Annotated in this window: 13 protein-coding genes; 4 read left to right on the forward strand and 9 right to left on the reverse strand. The window is 69.3% G+C overall.

Going from position 1 to position 14,813, the window contains the following annotated elements; translation table 11 throughout:
• Positions 1–4: 4 nt before the first annotated feature.
• The 4 genes from VHR41_20550 to VHR41_20565 are packed head-to-tail and all read left to right on the forward strand — an operon-like array spanning position 5 to position 5,057.
• On the forward strand, positions 5–1,156 hold the full coding sequence (locus tag VHR41_20550; protein ID HEX3236595.1) for an acyltransferase: 1,152 nt from the start codon (positions 5–7) through the stop codon (positions 1,154–1,156).
• Between the two features lie 12 nt (positions 1,157–1,168).
• A complete protein-coding gene (locus VHR41_20555) occupies positions 1,169–2,347 on the forward strand; it encodes a glycosyltransferase family 4 protein (GenBank protein HEX3236596.1) in 1,179 nt (392 codons plus the stop codon).
• A complete protein-coding gene (locus VHR41_20560; protein ID HEX3236597.1) occupies positions 2,344–3,456 on the forward strand; it encodes a glycosyltransferase in 1,113 nt (370 codons plus the stop codon). The genes VHR41_20555 and VHR41_20560 overlap by 4 nt, the downstream gene beginning before the upstream one ends.
• On the forward strand, positions 3,456–5,057 hold the full coding sequence (locus tag VHR41_20565; protein HEX3236598.1) for a hypothetical protein: 1,602 nt from the start codon (positions 3,456–3,458) through the stop codon (positions 5,055–5,057). Before VHR41_20560 ends, VHR41_20565 begins: the two co-directional genes overlap by 1 nt.
• Here the strand turns inward: VHR41_20565 and VHR41_20570 are convergent.
• The 9 genes from VHR41_20570 to VHR41_20610 all read right to left on the reverse strand — a co-directional run bounded on the left by VHR41_20570 (position 5,023) and on the right by VHR41_20610 (position 14,813).
• Complete coding sequence (locus VHR41_20570) at positions 5,023–6,285, reverse strand: polysaccharide ABC transporter ATP-binding protein (protein HEX3236599.1); 1,263 nt, start codon at positions 6,283–6,285, stop codon at positions 5,023–5,025. The two genes, VHR41_20565 and VHR41_20570, sit on opposite strands and share 35 nt — an antisense overlap.
• A gap of 28 nt (positions 6,286–6,313) precedes the next feature.
• Positions 6,314–7,150, reverse strand: a complete 837-nt coding sequence (locus VHR41_20575; GenBank protein ID HEX3236600.1) for an ABC transporter permease — start codon at positions 7,148–7,150, stop codon at positions 6,314–6,316.
• A 43-nt stretch (positions 7,151–7,193) separates the two neighbouring features.
• The gene (locus VHR41_20580) at positions 7,194–8,888 is read right to left on the reverse strand and encodes a glycosyltransferase family 39 protein (GenBank protein ID HEX3236601.1); all 1,695 of its coding nucleotides are present in this window, start codon (positions 8,886–8,888) and stop codon (positions 7,194–7,196) included.
• On the reverse strand, positions 8,866–10,038 hold the full coding sequence (locus VHR41_20585; protein ID HEX3236602.1) for a glycosyltransferase family 4 protein: 1,173 nt from the start codon (positions 10,036–10,038) through the stop codon (positions 8,866–8,868). The genes VHR41_20580 and VHR41_20585 overlap by 23 nt, the downstream gene beginning before the upstream one ends.
• 357 nt (positions 10,039–10,395) lie before the next feature.
• Positions 10,396–11,088 (reverse strand): endonuclease III, encoded by a 693-nt coding sequence (gene nth, locus VHR41_20590; protein ID HEX3236603.1) that lies wholly within the window; start codon positions 11,086–11,088, stop codon positions 10,396–10,398.
• Entirely contained in the window at positions 11,085–12,830 is a 1,746-nt protein-coding gene (gene polX, locus VHR41_20595) for a DNA polymerase/3'-5' exonuclease PolX (GenBank protein ID HEX3236604.1), read from the reverse strand. The genes nth and polX overlap by 4 nt, the downstream gene beginning before the upstream one ends.
• A gap of 3 nt (positions 12,831–12,833) precedes the next feature.
• Positions 12,834–13,505: a hypothetical protein gene (locus VHR41_20600; protein HEX3236605.1), complete on the reverse strand. Its 672-nt coding sequence runs from the start codon at positions 13,503–13,505 to the stop codon at positions 12,834–12,836.
• 42 nt (positions 13,506–13,547) lie between these two features.
• The gene (locus VHR41_20605; GenBank protein HEX3236606.1) at positions 13,548–14,357 is read right to left on the reverse strand and encodes an alpha/beta fold hydrolase; all 810 of its coding nucleotides are present in this window, start codon (positions 14,355–14,357) and stop codon (positions 13,548–13,550) included.
• Entirely contained in the window at positions 14,358–14,813 is a 456-nt protein-coding gene (locus VHR41_20610) for a GAF domain-containing protein (protein ID HEX3236607.1), read from the reverse strand.

Below are 14,813 nucleotides of genomic sequence, written 5' to 3' on the forward strand. Positions count from 1 at the left end.
ACCTATGACCGCCGCTCCGGCGAGCCGCACGACTCACCAGGATACGATCTGGACGCCCAGCACGCCCCTGCGCCACATGCCGCAGTTGGATGGGCTTCGAGCGCTCGCGGCTGGAATGGTAGTTTGCTACCATTTCTGGCGCCCTGCCCGCCAGTACGTCCACCTCGGCGGAATCGGCGTGCGGGTGTTCTTCGTTCTCAGCGGCTTTCTCATCACCGGAATACTCCTGCGGTCCCGCCTGGGGCTGGATGCCGGACGGACACCGGCCGGGGTCGCACTGCGGCACTTCTACATTCGCCGAGTGCTGCGGATCTTCCCGCTGTACTATCTCGCGCTGGTGATCGCATGGTTCGGGAAGGTGTCGGGCGCACGGGAGGGAATGCTCTGGCACGCAGGGTACCTGTCCAACGTACACTTCTTCCTGGTCAACGCGGTCCACCACGGCGCCTGGGGCGGCCACGTGGGCCATTTCTGGTCGCTCGCGGTCGAAGAACAGTTTTATCTCGTGTGGCCGTGGGTCATTCTCTTTGCCCGCCGCCGCTGGCTCCCGGGGATTGCCCTGAGCCTGGTCGCGCTTGGGCCGATCTTCCGGTTCGTCGTCTTCACCCTCACCGGGAACGATATCACGCCGGTCCTGCCCTTGGGATGCATCGACTCCCTGGCGCTGGGGGCGTACCTGGCCATGACGGTGCTTCCCGAGTTCGAGTCGCACCCCCTCATCCGGCCCATCGGGGCGTCCGCGCTCTGGAGCGGGTTGCTGCTGTTCGCCATCCATCAGGCGGCGGTAGCGAGCAATGGTTTCTGGCGGCTTCGCATCGTGGTGTTCGATCTCGCGGTGGCGCTGGTGGGCGTGTGGCTGGTGGCGCGTGCCTCGCGCGGCATGGGCGGGCCGGCTGGCCGATTCCTGCAGCTCGCCCCGGTGCGCTATCTGGGGACGATCAGTTACGGCATCTACGTCTACCACGCGATGCTGCCCGAGCTGCTGCCGAAGTTAGCCCGCCGTCTGGGGTACCCCGATCTGCTCGCTCCGCTCGGGGATCAGACGTTGCCCTTTCTGTTCTTCTACGCGGCCGCATCCATTGCGGTGGCCGCGGTCTCCTGGCACGCCTTCGAGGGACCGCTCAATCGCCTGAAGGCTCGGTTTGAGTACCGTTAGCCTCGCCTGGCGATGAGTAAGGTCCTGCTCATCGCACCGGTCCCCACCCACCCCAGCACCACCGGCGCCAGCGCGCGGGTGCGCCACATGGCGGACGGGTTGCTGTCCCTGGGACATGAGGTGCATTTCCTCTATCTCCAACAGTCGCTCCGGGCCGCCGACACACCCATGCGGCAGTACTGGAAGGAGCGATTGCATCCCTTCCGCAGCCTCTCCCCGGCGAGCTTCCTCGGGCGCGGCCGGCGGAAGCTGGTCCGGCTGGTCGGTAAGGCATTCCACCTGAACCTCCCGGTGGACAGCTACTTCGATCCCGAGGCGGCCGGCTACCTGGGGACACTGCTCGCCCGCGGGTTCGAGGTAGCGATTCTGTCTTACGTTTTCTACTCCAAGCTGTTCGAGTTCGCGCCAGACTCGGTACGCAAGCTCCTCGACACCCACGACGTCTTCTCCGACCGCTACCGCCTGTATCGCGCGCACGGTCAGGCAAATGAATTCTTCTCGACCGGGAAGGCGGAGGAAGCGAAGGCGCTCGATCGAGCCGACGCCGTGCTGGCGATTCAGGAGTGGGACGCGAGCCATTTCCGATCGCTCACCACCCGGACGGTTACCGTGGTCGGGCATCTGGCTCCGGTGGTTGAGGCGGCCCCGGTGGCGGCGGGGGACTGCGCCCGCGCCATGCTGTTCGTCGGCGGCCCGATGGGCATCAACGTGCACGGGGTGACCTGGTTCATCGATCGGGTCCTGCCGGCCGTTCGTCGCCGCGTTCCAGAGGCCGAGCTCTGGCTGGTCGGCGGCATCGGGAAGCGTATTCGCAGCGACTCGCCCGGCGTGCGCCGTTTCGGGTTCGTCGACTCGCTCGGGGACCTTTACCGGCAGGCCGCCGTCGTCATCAATCCACAGCAGTTCGGCACCGGGCTCAGCATCAAGTCCGTGGATGCCCTGCAACATGGTAGGCCGCTGGTGACGACGGTGTCCGGCGCCCGAGGGCTGGAGGAGGGCGCTGAGTCGTGTTTCCGGCAGGCCGGATCGGCCGAGGAGTTCAGTGAGCTGCTGATCGAGCTGCTGCGAGATCCGGAGCAGGCCGCCGCGCTCGGCCGGCGGGCCACGGATTTCGCCCGGCGCTATTATCAGCGAAACCTGCAGGCCTTGGCGGACGTGGTAGCGGCCTCCCCCCGAAGCCCGACGCAATGAGCCGTCTCGTCGTTCACTACGTCGACGGCGACTTCTTCGGAGGCAGCGAGGAGGCGGCGCTGCACCTCATGGCGTCCTTGGACCGGGAACGCTGGGAGCCGGTGCTGATGCATCATCCCGAGGCTGGGGTCGCCCGCCTAGTGGACGGCGCGGCGCGGCTGGGGATCCGCACGCTCGCGGTGCCGCGGGTCGACCCACGGCACCGAGTGGCCGGGACGATCCGGCTCCGGCGCGCGCTCCGCGCCGAGCGCCCGGCCGTCTTTCACGCGCACTTGAGCTGGCCGTTCGCCTGCAAGCACGGTGTGCTCGCCGCCTGGCTGGCTCGAGTGCCGGCCATCGTGGGAACCGCCCAGCTCTACATGACGCCGGACAGCACGCGCCAGCCGCATCTGCTCCTGAAGCTGTTTCGACGCATCATCGCCGTCTCGGACGAAGTGAAGGCCCGATATGCTCGGGAGCTGGGCGTGCCGCCGGAGAAGCTCGCGGTGGTCCGGAACGCGATCCGGGTGCCGCCGCCGCGCCACTCGGGCAATCCTGTGCTCCGCGCGGCGCTGGTCCGAGGCGGGCCGGATTACGTCGTCTTGACACCGGCGCGACTTCATCCGCAGAAGGGCCATGCATATCTCCTGGCGGCAGCGGCGCAGGTTGCCGACGCGACCTTCGTGTTCGCCGGCGACGGTCCGCTGCGGCAGGAGCTAGAGGCGGAGGCGCGCACGCTGGGTATTTCCGATCGCTGCCTCTTCCTGGGCCATCGCTCCGATGTGCCCGATCTCCTCGCGGCCGCCGACCTCTTCGTGCTCCCCTCGCTCTATGAAGGCTTGCCCATCTCGGCGTTGGAGGCGATGGCGGCGGAGCGACCGATCGTGGCCACGGCGATCGGCGGCACCGACGAGGCCATCACGTCGGAGCAGACAGGGCTGCTGGTCCCCCCACGCGATCCCGCTGCCCTCGCGACGGCTATTCGCCGGCTGCGCGGCGACCCTGTGCTCGCGCGGCGGCTCGCCGCGGCGGGGCGGGCTCGGGTTGAGCGCGAATTCTCCTCCCAAATGACCGCGCGCCAGGTCATGCGAATCTATGACGAGGTGCTGGCCGGGGCCGGGCGACAGTGATGCCCGTCCCGGCTGAGACGCCCGAGCAGGAGCGAAACGCGCGGCTCCGCCGGGCGGACTGGCGATTCCTCCTGCCCTCGCCGCGTCCTCACCGGGCGCTATGCCGCGCGCGGGGTGCGTTGGCCGCCGCCGTGGCGAGTATCGCGGATGAGGTAGTCTCGGAAGGGCAGCCCCGGGATTGCGATCTCGCAGTAGCCGAGGACCCCGATGCCAGAACTCTGGCCGAGCTACGCGAAGCGCTCCGGCCTGGCGGCTCGTGTTATACGGAATGGCATTCGCGGCTGGGCGGTACGGACCGGATCGCAGGCGCGCTCCGCGCCGCGGGGTTCGAAGAGGTGGCGTGCTACCGGCAGTGGCCGGCCTCCTCCGTGCTGCCGGTCTACTGGATGCCGGTCGGGGCGCGTGGCCCCGCCGCCTATGTACGCTCCAGGCGGCGCCTGCGCGGCGGGCGGGTGCGGCGGCTCATCGCGGAGGCCCGCCAGCGAGCCCACGACCTCCTCCGCGGTCGGTTTGGAAGTCCCGTCTGTGCGATCGCGCGATGCCCGGGGCCTCCCTGCTCGGGAGGGCACGGCCCCGCGGCGTGGCTCCGGGATGGCTGGCCGGAATGGGGCCTCGGCTCCGCGCCCGACCGGTTGTCGACTCTGCTGGTGACCGGTGGACCGCGGAGCGTCAGCAAGGTGGTCCTGCTGGCATTCGCCGAGCCGAGCCCGGTCCCGCTGGTCGCGGTGAAGGCGCCTAGGGTGGACGAGGCCGCGGCCGGCGTCCTCCAGGAGGGCGCCGCGTTGGCGAGTCTGGCCGCTGGCCGGCCCGTGCCCGGGGTGCCCCGAGTCCTCTTCCGCCGGGAGGTCGACGGCGTGCCCCTGGTTGGGGAGACCGCGCTGGCCGGCCGGCCGCTCGAGAGCCTGCTCTCACCCCGGAGCTTCGGCGGCTGGTCGATGAAGGTCACCGATTGGCTCGGCGCGCTCGCCGCCGGCCGGCCTGCGCGGTCACCGGGCGAGTGGCGTGAGGCGATCGTCGAGCCGGTGCTGTCCCGGTTCGTGGAAAATTTCGAAGGGGTGGTGGACCGGGGACTCCTGCGGGAGGGAGCGACCATCGTGCGCGGCATCGGGGCGCTCCCCGTGGTTCCGGAGCAGCGCGACTTCGGGCCGTGGAACGTGCTCGTCACTCCGGGTGGCGAGATCGCGGTGCTGGACTGGGAGTCGGCCGACGTGGAGGGATTGCCGGCGCTGGATCTGCTCTATTACCTGGCGTACGCATCGTTCAGCGTCGACCGCGCGCGGAACCGCGAGAGCCGGCTGGCTTCGTTTGATCGGTCTCTCGATCCCTCGACGCAGACCGGCGCGGTCCGCCGTGACTCCCTCGCGCGATACTTCGAGGCCACCGGTTTCGACCCCGCGCAGCTTGCGCCGCTCCGCGCGCTGGTATGGCTGATCCACGCACAGTCGGATGTTCGCCACGCGGCGGCCGACGCCGGCGGGACACCACCCGCCGCCCTCCTCGCCCGGAGCCTGTTCCTCGCTCTCTGGACCGCGGAGGTGCGCCAGATCTCACGCGGCGGTCCCGATCTCAGTCGGAGTCCAGCAGCTCCAGCCGGCAGGTGACCAGCCCGTCGTCGCTCGGCGTGCGCCCCAGGCCAGGCGATTGCTGGGCCACCACCTCGAGATCGAACCCCGGTCGCACGTGGTCGTGAATGACGCCGAGCGGCCCCGCCAGCCAGAATCCCATCCCGTACACCCCGGGGTTGAGATGCAGCTCCGGAATCCGGAGTGCCAGCCGGTGCTCGCCTGGCTCCAGCCGAAAGGTGTGTCCCAGCGTGATCGTGTCGGCGTTGACGAGCTTCGTCCCATGCACCTCGGAGAGTGTCACGGCCAGGCTCGCGATGGTGCACGGGGCCACGGTCTCAATGGCCAGACCGATCGTGAGCGGCCCATCCGGATAGGGCTGGCCGCCCGCGGCCTCGAGGTCACTCCGATAGCGCGCCCGGACCACCCGCGCCACGCCGCTCCCCCGGCGCTCCACCCCGGACAGGTCGATCCAGGCGCCTGCGGAGGACGGGGCATCGGCCCGCGCGAGATACTGCGCCACGATGTCCGCCGTCGGGCCCATGGCGACAGCGCGTCCCCGCTCCAGTAGGACGGCCCGGTCGCAGAGTCGCTGCACCGCGTCCATATTGTGGCTCACGAAGAGGACCGTCCGACCGTCGCCCCGCGAGACGTCCTGCATTCTCCCGAGGCATTTCTTCTGGAACTCGGCGTCGCCCACCGCGAGCACCTCGTCCACGATCAGCACCTCGGGCTCGAGATGGGCGGCCACGGCGAAGGCGAGCCGCACCTGCATGCCGCTGGAGTAGCGTTTCACGGGGGTGTCGAGGAACGGCCCGATGTCGGCAAACGCCACGATCTGCTCGAATTTCCGCTCGATCTCCGCCTTCCGCATGCCCAGAATGGCGCCGCTCATGTAGACGTTCTCGCGCCCGGTGAGCTCGGAGTGGAAGCCGGTGCCCGCCTCGAGGAGCGACCCGACCCGCCCCTCGATCTTGGCCCAGCCCTCGGTCGGCGCGACGATGCGCGAGAGGATCTTGAGCAGCGTGCTCTTGCCCGCGCCGTTCCCGCCGATGATGGCCATGACCTCGCCGCGCTGGACCTCGAGCGAGACGTCGCGCAGGGCCCACACGGTACGGCCCTTCGGCCCCGCACCTGACATCGCGCCGCGGCGGAATGGCGCGCGTGCCAGGTCCGCCAAGTCCTCCCGCAGCGTCCGCGATCCCCGCACGGTCCCGATGTGGTACTCCTTGCCCAGGCCCTCGACCCGGATCGCCGCGCGGCACACGGCTACACCAGCTCGCTGGCGCCGGCCATCAGACCACGTCCGCGAACGAGCGTTCCATTCGCCGGAAGAAGTAGAGCCCGCCCAAGAACAGGACGACCACGGCCGCGACCGAGGCCGCAAACCCGGTGCCAAGCCCGGGTGCCGCGGGTGCGATCATCCAGCGGAAGCCGTCCACCACGCCCGCCATGGGATTGAGCCCATAGAGCGGTCGCCAGCGCTCGGGGACCAGGCTGCTGGAGTAGGCCACCGGCGTGGCGAAGAGCCAGATCTGCACCAGGAAGGGGATCGCGTAGCGGACGTCGCGGTAGCGCACGTTGAGCGCGGCGAGCCAGATGCCGGGGGCGATCGCGCTGGCCACCGCGAGTAGCACGAACCCGGGCGCCGCGAGCAGCCGAATGGAAAGTGGGATGCCGTACCAGGTCAGGACGAGAAGCAGGAGGAGGAACGCGATCGCCAGGTCGGCCAGCCCGGCGATCACCGCCGCGAGCGGGAGCAGCAGCCGGGGGAAGTACACCTTGGTCAGCAGCTGCTGCTGATCCACCAGGCTGTTGCCGGCCTGGGTGAGGGCGTTGGCGAAATAGGTCCAGGGAACCAGCGCCAACAGCGCGAACAGCGGATAGGGCAGACCGTCCGAGCCCAGCCGGGCGAGCCGGCCGAAGATCACGGCGAACACCACCATGGTGAGGAGCGGCTGCAGCAGCGCCCATGCCGCACCGAGCGCCGTCTGCTTGTAGCGCAGCTTGAGGTTGCGGAGCACCAGGAAGTAGAGCAGCTCGTGCGCGGCGAGAAATTCCTCGATCTCGAGCGGTGCCCAACCCTTCGGCGGACGGATGGTGATGACGGGCGCCGCAGCTGGAGGGGGCATGCCCATAAGCTAGTACGCCGCCGAGGTCATTCCCAGCGACATGCTAGGGCGCGACATGCGACGCCGCCGGGTGCGGATTCGGCGCGAAGAAGCTGTCTCCCTCCAGGGGAGCGAAGTACAACACCTGCGCCCTGGACGAATGGAACTGGTCGCGCCGAAGCAGGTGGGCATGTGTCCGCAACCACCCATCCAGCTCGGTGGACGCGCCGGAATCGTGGATCCTGGCCAAGGCCACCCGGCGCCGCCCGCGCAGGAGGCGCTCCAGATCGCCCGGCACCTGGCGGCCTCCGAGCTGGGCCACCCATGAGATCAGCGGAACATCCCGCCGGAGATACCGAGCCACGCCGACGATTCCCGAAGGGATCGAGGCCACCAGGACGAGGTCACCGGGCCGGGCCCAGGAATCGAGACGAGCACCCAGCTCGGGGTACGGCTCCCAAGGCCGGGGAGCTCGCGCGTTGACGGCCTGACCGCCGGGAAGCCAGAGGAGGAGCATCGCCGCGAGAAACAGCACGGAAGACCTCGGCGGGAGTTGGCCGATGGCGAGTGCGGCCAGCAGCATCGCGGCTGGAAGGGCGGCCAAGACATATCGGGGAACCTCGGTGGTGGTGGTGTGCCGGAGCAGGTCGAATACGAGCGGGCCCGCGCAAGCCGCGGCCATCCAACCCCAGAGGAGGAGAGACCGCGCGGAGAACATGCGCCGGAGCAGGCCGTGGCCGGCCATCCAGATTCCCAGCCCCACGAACAGGCCGGTCGCCAATCGATCACTCCAGCGCCAGCCGCCCATATAGCTCCTGCCGGAGAGAAGGCTTCCGGCCAGCACGAACGGCTGCCGCAGAGCGCCAGGCCAGTGCAGGTCGCCGTTGAGCCACCCGCCGGTGATTCGCCACCGCGCGAGACTGCCCGGAACCTGGAGATACCAGGGGAGGACGAGCAGCAGCGTGACCCCGGCAAGCATGACGAGCCGCCAGCGCGACGCCGGGCTGCCCCGGAGCCACAGCCACGCACTGCAGGCGAGCCAGACGAAGGCGAAGAAGTAATGGGTGAGGAGGCCGGCTGCGCCGGCAACCACCCAGAGCGCTGCCTGCCACGGATGGACGTCTTCCGCGGAGAGCCGGAGGGTCAGCCACCCAAGTCCAAGAGCCAGGCACCAGAGCAGCGAATACATCCGGCCTTCGACGGAGTAGTAGATCGCGACCGGAGAGAAGGAGAATAGCAGGCAGGCGGTCCAGGCCACGCGGCGCCCACCCAGCTCTCGCCCGAGCAGCCACAGCAAGGCGAGCGAGAGTGCGGCCCACCAGACGGAAAAGAGGCGCAGGGCGGCATCGCTGGTGCCGAACGCGCGGGTCCATCGATCGAGGAGCAGGTAGTACAACGGGGGGCTGGTGTCGGAGAGCAGGACCGCCCGGACCACCCGCGCCGCACCGGCCGGATGCGCTTCCTGCTCGGCGTATTTCCGGAACGTCTCCGGCCGCGCTGCCTCGCGGGGCTCGACGAAATCGCCCAGCGTGGAGTCCGCCGCGGCGGCCGGGTGCTCCAGGCTATGCCCGGTCGCGATGGCCAGCGAAAAAATCTCGTCGGCCCAGAGCCCGGGCTGTGACGCCGCCTGGATCCGGATCGCGAGCGCCGCGAGAGCGAGCAGCAGGGCCAGGAGCGCCGGCCACGGTGCCCGAGGGGTGGTGATCGTCAGGGTCTGCAGTGGAAGCCCGGGGCGATCAGCCCCGAGCGTTGCGGGCATGCCCGCCTACCTCGTCGTAGATCGCGGCCACCGACTCGACGAACGGTTCCCATCCCAGATGCTCGTCGGCGTAGGCCCGCGCCGCGCGGCTCAACCGGGCCGCGCGCAGCTCATCCTGCAGCAGCGCCAGGATGCCACCGGCGAGCGCGTCGGTCCGCGGCGGCACCAGCACCGCCCGATCCTCGGTGAGCACGGTACGGTGGGTGGGGATGTCGGTCGCCACGATGGGTCGGCCAGCGGCCAGATAGTCGAAGATCTTGAGCGGGAGATTGCCGCCATACGCCCGGGGTGAGACCAGCACGTCGGCCATGGCAAGGTAGGCGGCCATCTCCGCCCGCGGCTGCCGCTCGACGATGCGCAGCGCGCCACTCCGGACCAGCGCCTCGACATCGTCCTGGGTGGCGAGACCGTTCGCCCGGTCGGCTCCCACCAGCACGAACGTGGCGTTGGGGACCTGGGCCCGCACCAGCGGAATCGCGGCGATGAGGTCGGGCAGTCCTTGGTACGCCTCGAAGGTGCCGCTGTACAGGATCACCGGCTGCTCGGCCGGGAGGCCGAGGCGCTCGCGGAGCGCGCCCACGTCGGTGGGGCGCGCCTCGACTGGCGCACTGGGGAAGTGCCACTCCCGCAGCAGGGCGTTCGGCGCGGCGCGCTGGACCCGGCAGGCCAGTCCCGCGCTGCTGACGATCAGGTCCGCTCGATCGATCAGCCAGCGCTCCATCCTCTCCAGGACCCGCCGTATCGGCGCCCACCCGAACACCGCTCTGCCCGCGAGCTGCTCCGGCAGGCTCGACTGCATGTCGTAGAGCACCGGCACGCCATAGCGTCGGCCGAGGAGCGCGGCAGGAAACGCCATCTCCTCGACAGCGTGAACGCAGCTATAGGACTGACTCCGGAGGTGGGCCCGAAGTGCCGCCGCCAGCGAGAGGTCCAGCAGCAGCTTCTGCATCGACAGGCCAACCGGAACGCTGCGGATGCCGAACGGGTTGGCTCCGCGGAAAATGCGGAGCCCGGGAATGGTGACGTCGCTTCCCACCGGATAGGTCAACAGGTCTACCGCGTAGCCCAACTCTCCCAGCGCCAGCAGGACCTGGCGGACAGCGATCGGGGTGCCTCGGTCCTCGTAGAAAGGCTGGGGTGCGACAAACAAAACGCGGCGGCGGAGGGGTTCCGCGATACTCTTCTCGGAGCCCCAGGCTGGGGCCTCGCGGCCCCGCTTGGGCACACTCCCAAGCGTTTCTGCCGGGGAGCCCCCCATGGTCACCCAGTTCACCAGGTCCATAGGTTCATCATAAGCTGTTGAGGCATATGTGAATAGTGCGCAGGCTCACAGCGGCTCCCAGCTACCCGCCCGGGCTCGTGTCGCCAACGCCGGCCAGGCGCAACAGGGTTTCGTCTGCTGAAGGGAATATGAAAGCCCGGTGGGTGCAAGTTTCCTGCCCCACATAGGCAGTCTGGAGGGGAGGAAAGTGTGGCGCATGTGCAGCGACACCACACCCCAGGCCCTTCAGACCAGGCTCGACGGGCAGACATCGGCCAGCACGCACTCCCCACACCGGGGGCGCCGCGCGATGCAGACCTGCCGGCCATGGAAGATGAGCAGGTGGGAGATCTGGGCCCACATCTCCCGGGGGAAGAGCCCCATCAGATCCTGCTCGATCTTGACGGGGTCGTCGTGCTGGGTGAGTCCGAGCAGCTGACTCAAGCGCGCGACGTGGGTATCGACCGTGATCCCCTCGTTGACCCCAAAGGCGTTTCCCAGGATGACATTCGCGGTCTTGCGGCCCACGCCCGGCAGGGTTCGCAACTGCTCCATGGTGCGGGGCACCTGCCCGCCGTGATCGGCCACGATCGCCTGCGCCATGCCGATGAGGCTCTTCGCCTTGTTCCGGAAGAAGCCGGTGGACTTGATGATCTCCTCCAGCTCGGGACGTGAGGCGCGCGCCAGTGCCTCCGGCGTCGGATACCGCGCGAACAGCAGCGGTGAGACCAGATTCACGCGTACGTCGGTGCACTGGGCGGAAAGGATGGTGGCGCAGAGGAGCTCGAACGCATTGCGGTGGTGGAGCGCGCAGGCCGCGTCCGGATAGATGCGCTGAAGGCGCTGCATGATTTCCGCGGCACGGCCCGGAGCGCCGCGGAGCCGCCGCGCAGACTTCCGCTGAGGCCCCGGCCCGGGTCGGGCGGGGACCCGCTTCACCGCGCTTTCCTCTTGGCGGCCTGCGCCAGGAACCCCTCGACTGGTCGGGCGTTCAGCAGGTCATCCGGACCCAACCAGCCCTTCCGCGCCACCGCCACGCCGAACTCCACGTTCTTGATGCCGGCGAGACTATGGGCATCGGCGCCGATCGAGACCGGCACCCCGTGGTCGCGGGTCCTGCGCAGGACCCGCCAATCCAGATCGAGCCGGTGGGGGTCGGCGTTGATCTCGAGCGCGACCCCGGTGGCGGCCGCCTTCTCGATCACCGCATCGAGGTCCAGGCCGTACGGGTCCCGGGAGAGCAGCAGCCGGCCCGTGGGATGTCCGATGATGGTCAGGTGGGGGTTGTCCATCGCAGCCAGCATGCGGGCCGTCATCTCCGGCTCGCCCATGTTGAAGCGGCTGTGGACCGAGGCGATCACGAAGTCCAGTCGTGCAAGGACGCTCTCGTCGAAGTCGATCCGCCCGTCCTGCAGGATGTCGGCTTCCACGCCCTTCAGCACCCGGATCCCCTCGAGCCTGCCGTTCACCTCGTCGATCTCGTCCGATTGCCGCGCCAGATCGTCCGGCCTGAGCCCGCCCGCGTAGGCGGCCGCCTGGCTGTGATCGGTGATGCCGACCCAGCGGTATCCCGCCGCCCGGCAGGCGAGCGCCACCTGCTCCACCGAGTTGGACCCGTCCGAATAGGTGGTGTGGCAGTGCAGGAAGCCCTGCATGTCTGCCAGCTCGAGCAAACGGGGGAGACGCCCGTGGGCAGCCGCTTCGATCTCGCCCTGACCCTCGCGCAGCTCGGGCGGGATGAGGCTCAGTCCCAGCGCCTGGTAGAAATGCAGCTCATCCGGCGTCGGAACGAACTCGCTGCCCCTCCAGAGAGCGGCGCCCGTCAGGGCGAACCCGCGGCCGACCGCGTAGTCCGCCAGCTGCTGCAGGTGGGCCTCGCTGCCAGTGGCCTGGACCAGCACGGCCCCCGCGTTCACCGGCGTGGTCACCACGATCTGTGCGCTCGCCCCGCCGGCGAATCGCAGGGTCAGCCGGCGGTCATCCTGCCCCGCGAACTCGTGGATCCCGGGCAGCTGGCTCAGCCGCTTGAACAGCTCGCCCGGGGCCACCGCGGCCACCAGCACCACGACTAGGTCCTTGACCACCTCGGCGCGGCGCCGAACGTCACCGGCGACAATCGCGAAGAGCACACCCGGAAGCCGCTCCAGCGCCGCCCGCAGCCCCTCGGCCTCCTCCGCGGCGTGGTGCGACAGCCGGAAGGCACTCGCCTGACGCAGGTAGGCGATTCCCTTAAGGATGTTCTCCGAAGTCTTGGGCCCGAAGCGAGGCAGTCTGGCCAACCGGCCATCGAGCGCGGCGGCCTCCAGCTCGGGCAGGGAATCCACGTCGAGCACCTCGTGGATCTGACGGATTTTGGCGACGCCCAACCCCGAGATGGCCAGCATTTCGACCAGGCCCGGCGGGATCTGCTCCCGTAGATCCTCCAGCATGCCGGCTCGGCCGGTGTTGAGCAGCTCGGCCACGATCTGAAGGGTGGCGGGTCCCACGCTCTTGGCGGCGGCGAGCGACCCGTCCTCCAGCGCCTCGCGCAGGTCGCCAGGGAAGCTGCCGACCGCCCGGGCGGCGGTTCGGAAGGCGCGGATCCGGAAGGGGTTCTCGCCCTTGAGCTCGAGAAAGGCGGCGATCTGCTCCAGGACCTGGGCCACCGCCTTCTTGTCCATGAAGCTCTTGACGCTCTCCATCGATCAGCGCGCCGGGGCGATCAGTTCGCTGGCCATGCTGCGAGTACGCCAGCCGAGCTCGAGCAGCTCCTCACCGCCGGCAATGGAATGGAGATGGGCCGCGGCGCCGCCAGGCAACGCTGGCGAGAAGAGCGGGGCCCCGTCGGAACGGCGAAGGTCCCTGGCCCGAGCTCCCTCCGCTTCGACGACACTGAAGCCCAGCCGCTCCGGACGCATACCGAACACGCCCAGCACCCGGAGACTGCCGCCGCCCGTCGCGTGGACGAAGCATCCGTCGAGCGGCTCGTGCGACTCGCCCTCCAACACCTCGGCCCAGACCCGGTGCTGGGGAAGCTGGGCATAGTATGCCTTCGGCGACTCGCCGGGATCGGTCTCGGGGGAGATGGGGGAGCTCAGCAGCTCCTCCAGGCGGTCCTCCGGGATCGGCAGCAGCAATCCACCGGCCTCCCACTGCAGGTAGGCGTGGTGCACCAGGGCCACCAGCTGATCCATGCCCTCGCCGACCCCCTCCTCGGGCCGAAGCTGGTGCAGCAGGGTGACCATCTCGGGGACCATGAGAACGGCGTCGCGATCGGTGGGATCGTATCCGGCCCGCTCGATCGACGCCTTGATCTCCGGAAGGACACGCTCGGCGATCTGACTGAAGACGAGGTCGAAGGGAGTGAGGCGCGCCATGCTCGAAAGGTAACCCCCCGGCGCGGGCACTCCCCCGGAAGATCAGGGAAGAAAGCCGTCGAGCGCCTCGACAAAGCTATCGAATGCCTCCACATACGGCACATGACCGCAACGCGGCAGGGGCCGAAATTCCGCCCCGATCAGGCCGGCCGTGACCCGTGCCGCGGCGATCGGGATGGGGTCGTTTTCGCCGTGGATTACCAGGGATGGAATGCCCCGCAAGCTCCCCAGGCGGGGCCGGAGGTCGTAGTCACCCAGACTGGCCCAGACCTCCTGCTGGGTGCGTCCGGTAACTCGAAAGGGCGTGAGCTCGCGCGCCCGCGCGGGATCGAAGAAGTACGGCGCCACTGAGAGCTCGAAGATGCGCTGCTGGTACAGGGCGGGGTCCTGCTCTCGAAGGCCGCTCTCGCGAAGTCGCCGGCGCGCCTCCTGGAATTGGGGATCGAGACTGCGCTGAGTAAAGCTCTGCTCGAACTGCTCCCTGGCGGCGCGCCAGGTCGGGGCCGGAGAGACCAGTGCCAGGCGGGCCACGCGATCGGTATGCTCGAGCGCGTACAGGAGCGCCAGCAACCCGCCCCAGGAGTAGCCCGCGATGGTAAGCCGAGGCAGGCCCCAGCGCTCCCGCAGCATTTCAAGGTCGGCAACGTGCTCGGTCCACCCTACCGGCACGTCACGCGGCACCGGCGAGCGTCCGCCGCCGCGCTGGTCGTAGTAGATGAGCTCCCGCCCACGGGCCAGGGCGTCGAAGCCTGGAAGGAGATAATCGTGGTGGGCGCCGGGTCCGCCGTGAAGCACGACCGTGGGTGGGCCGGTCCCGATCCGGCGGACGAACAGCTCGACCGGTGGGGACAATTACAGCAGGACCGCCAGCGCGTCGGCCACCCGGCGGACGGACGCTTCCTCCTCGGGCGTGAACGGGTCGGGCACGTCGCTGTCGATGTCGATCTGCCCCAGGATGGTGCTGCCGCGGCGGATCAGGACGACCAGCTCCGACCGAGTCCAGGTGTTGCAGGCGATGTAGTTGGAGACAGCCCGCACGTCGGCCACGTTCTGATCCCGTCCGGTGGCCACCGCCGTGCCGCAGACACCCTGGCCGACCGCGATCCGGGTGTGCTCGGTCTCGCGCCCCGCATGGGCCTCGAGCACCAGCTCCTCCCCGTGCAGCATGTAGAGATACACCGACGTATAGGGCGGCCCGGCCGCCCTGATCCGCTCGGCGGCTATCCCCAGCAGCTCGGCGCGCCCGACTTCCCGGGCGAACCCGCCGCGCAACGACGCGATGACCTTGTCTGCGTCCAATGCGGCCAT

The organism is Gemmatimonadales bacterium, assembly GCA_036265815.1.
GTDB lineage: Bacteria > Gemmatimonadota > Gemmatimonadetes > Gemmatimonadales > GWC2-71-9 > CAVVWJ01.

Excerpts from the sequence above, each read along its gene's own strand:
- VHR41_20555 (HEX3236596.1), top strand. The coding sequence starts at position 1,169 with ATGAGTAAGGTCCTGCTCATCGCACCGGTCCCCACCCACCCCAGCACC.
- VHR41_20580 (HEX3236601.1), bottom strand. The coding sequence starts at position 8,888 with ATGCCCGCAACGCTCGGGGCTGATCGCCCCGGGCTTCCACTGCAGACC.
- VHR41_20575 (HEX3236600.1), bottom strand. The coding sequence starts at position 7,150 with ATGCCCCCTCCAGCTGCGGCGCCCGTCATCACCATCCGTCCGCCGAAG.
- VHR41_20600 (HEX3236605.1), bottom strand. The coding sequence starts at position 13,505 with ATGGCGCGCCTCACTCCCTTCGACCTCGTCTTCAGTCAGATCGCCGAG.
- VHR41_20550 (HEX3236595.1), top strand. The coding sequence starts at position 5 with ATGACCGCCGCTCCGGCGAGCCGCACGACTCACCAGGATACGATCTGG.
- VHR41_20565 (HEX3236598.1), top strand. The coding sequence starts at position 3,456 with ATGCCCGTCCCGGCTGAGACGCCCGAGCAGGAGCGAAACGCGCGGCTC.
- VHR41_20560 (HEX3236597.1), top strand. The coding sequence starts at position 2,344 with ATGAGCCGTCTCGTCGTTCACTACGTCGACGGCGACTTCTTCGGAGGC.
- VHR41_20610 (HEX3236607.1), bottom strand. The coding sequence starts at position 14,813 with ATGGCCGCATTGGACGCAGACAAGGTCATCGCGTCGTTGCGCGGCGGG.
- polX (HEX3236604.1), bottom strand. The coding sequence starts at position 12,830 with ATGGAGAGCGTCAAGAGCTTCATGGACAAGAAGGCGGTGGCCCAGGTC.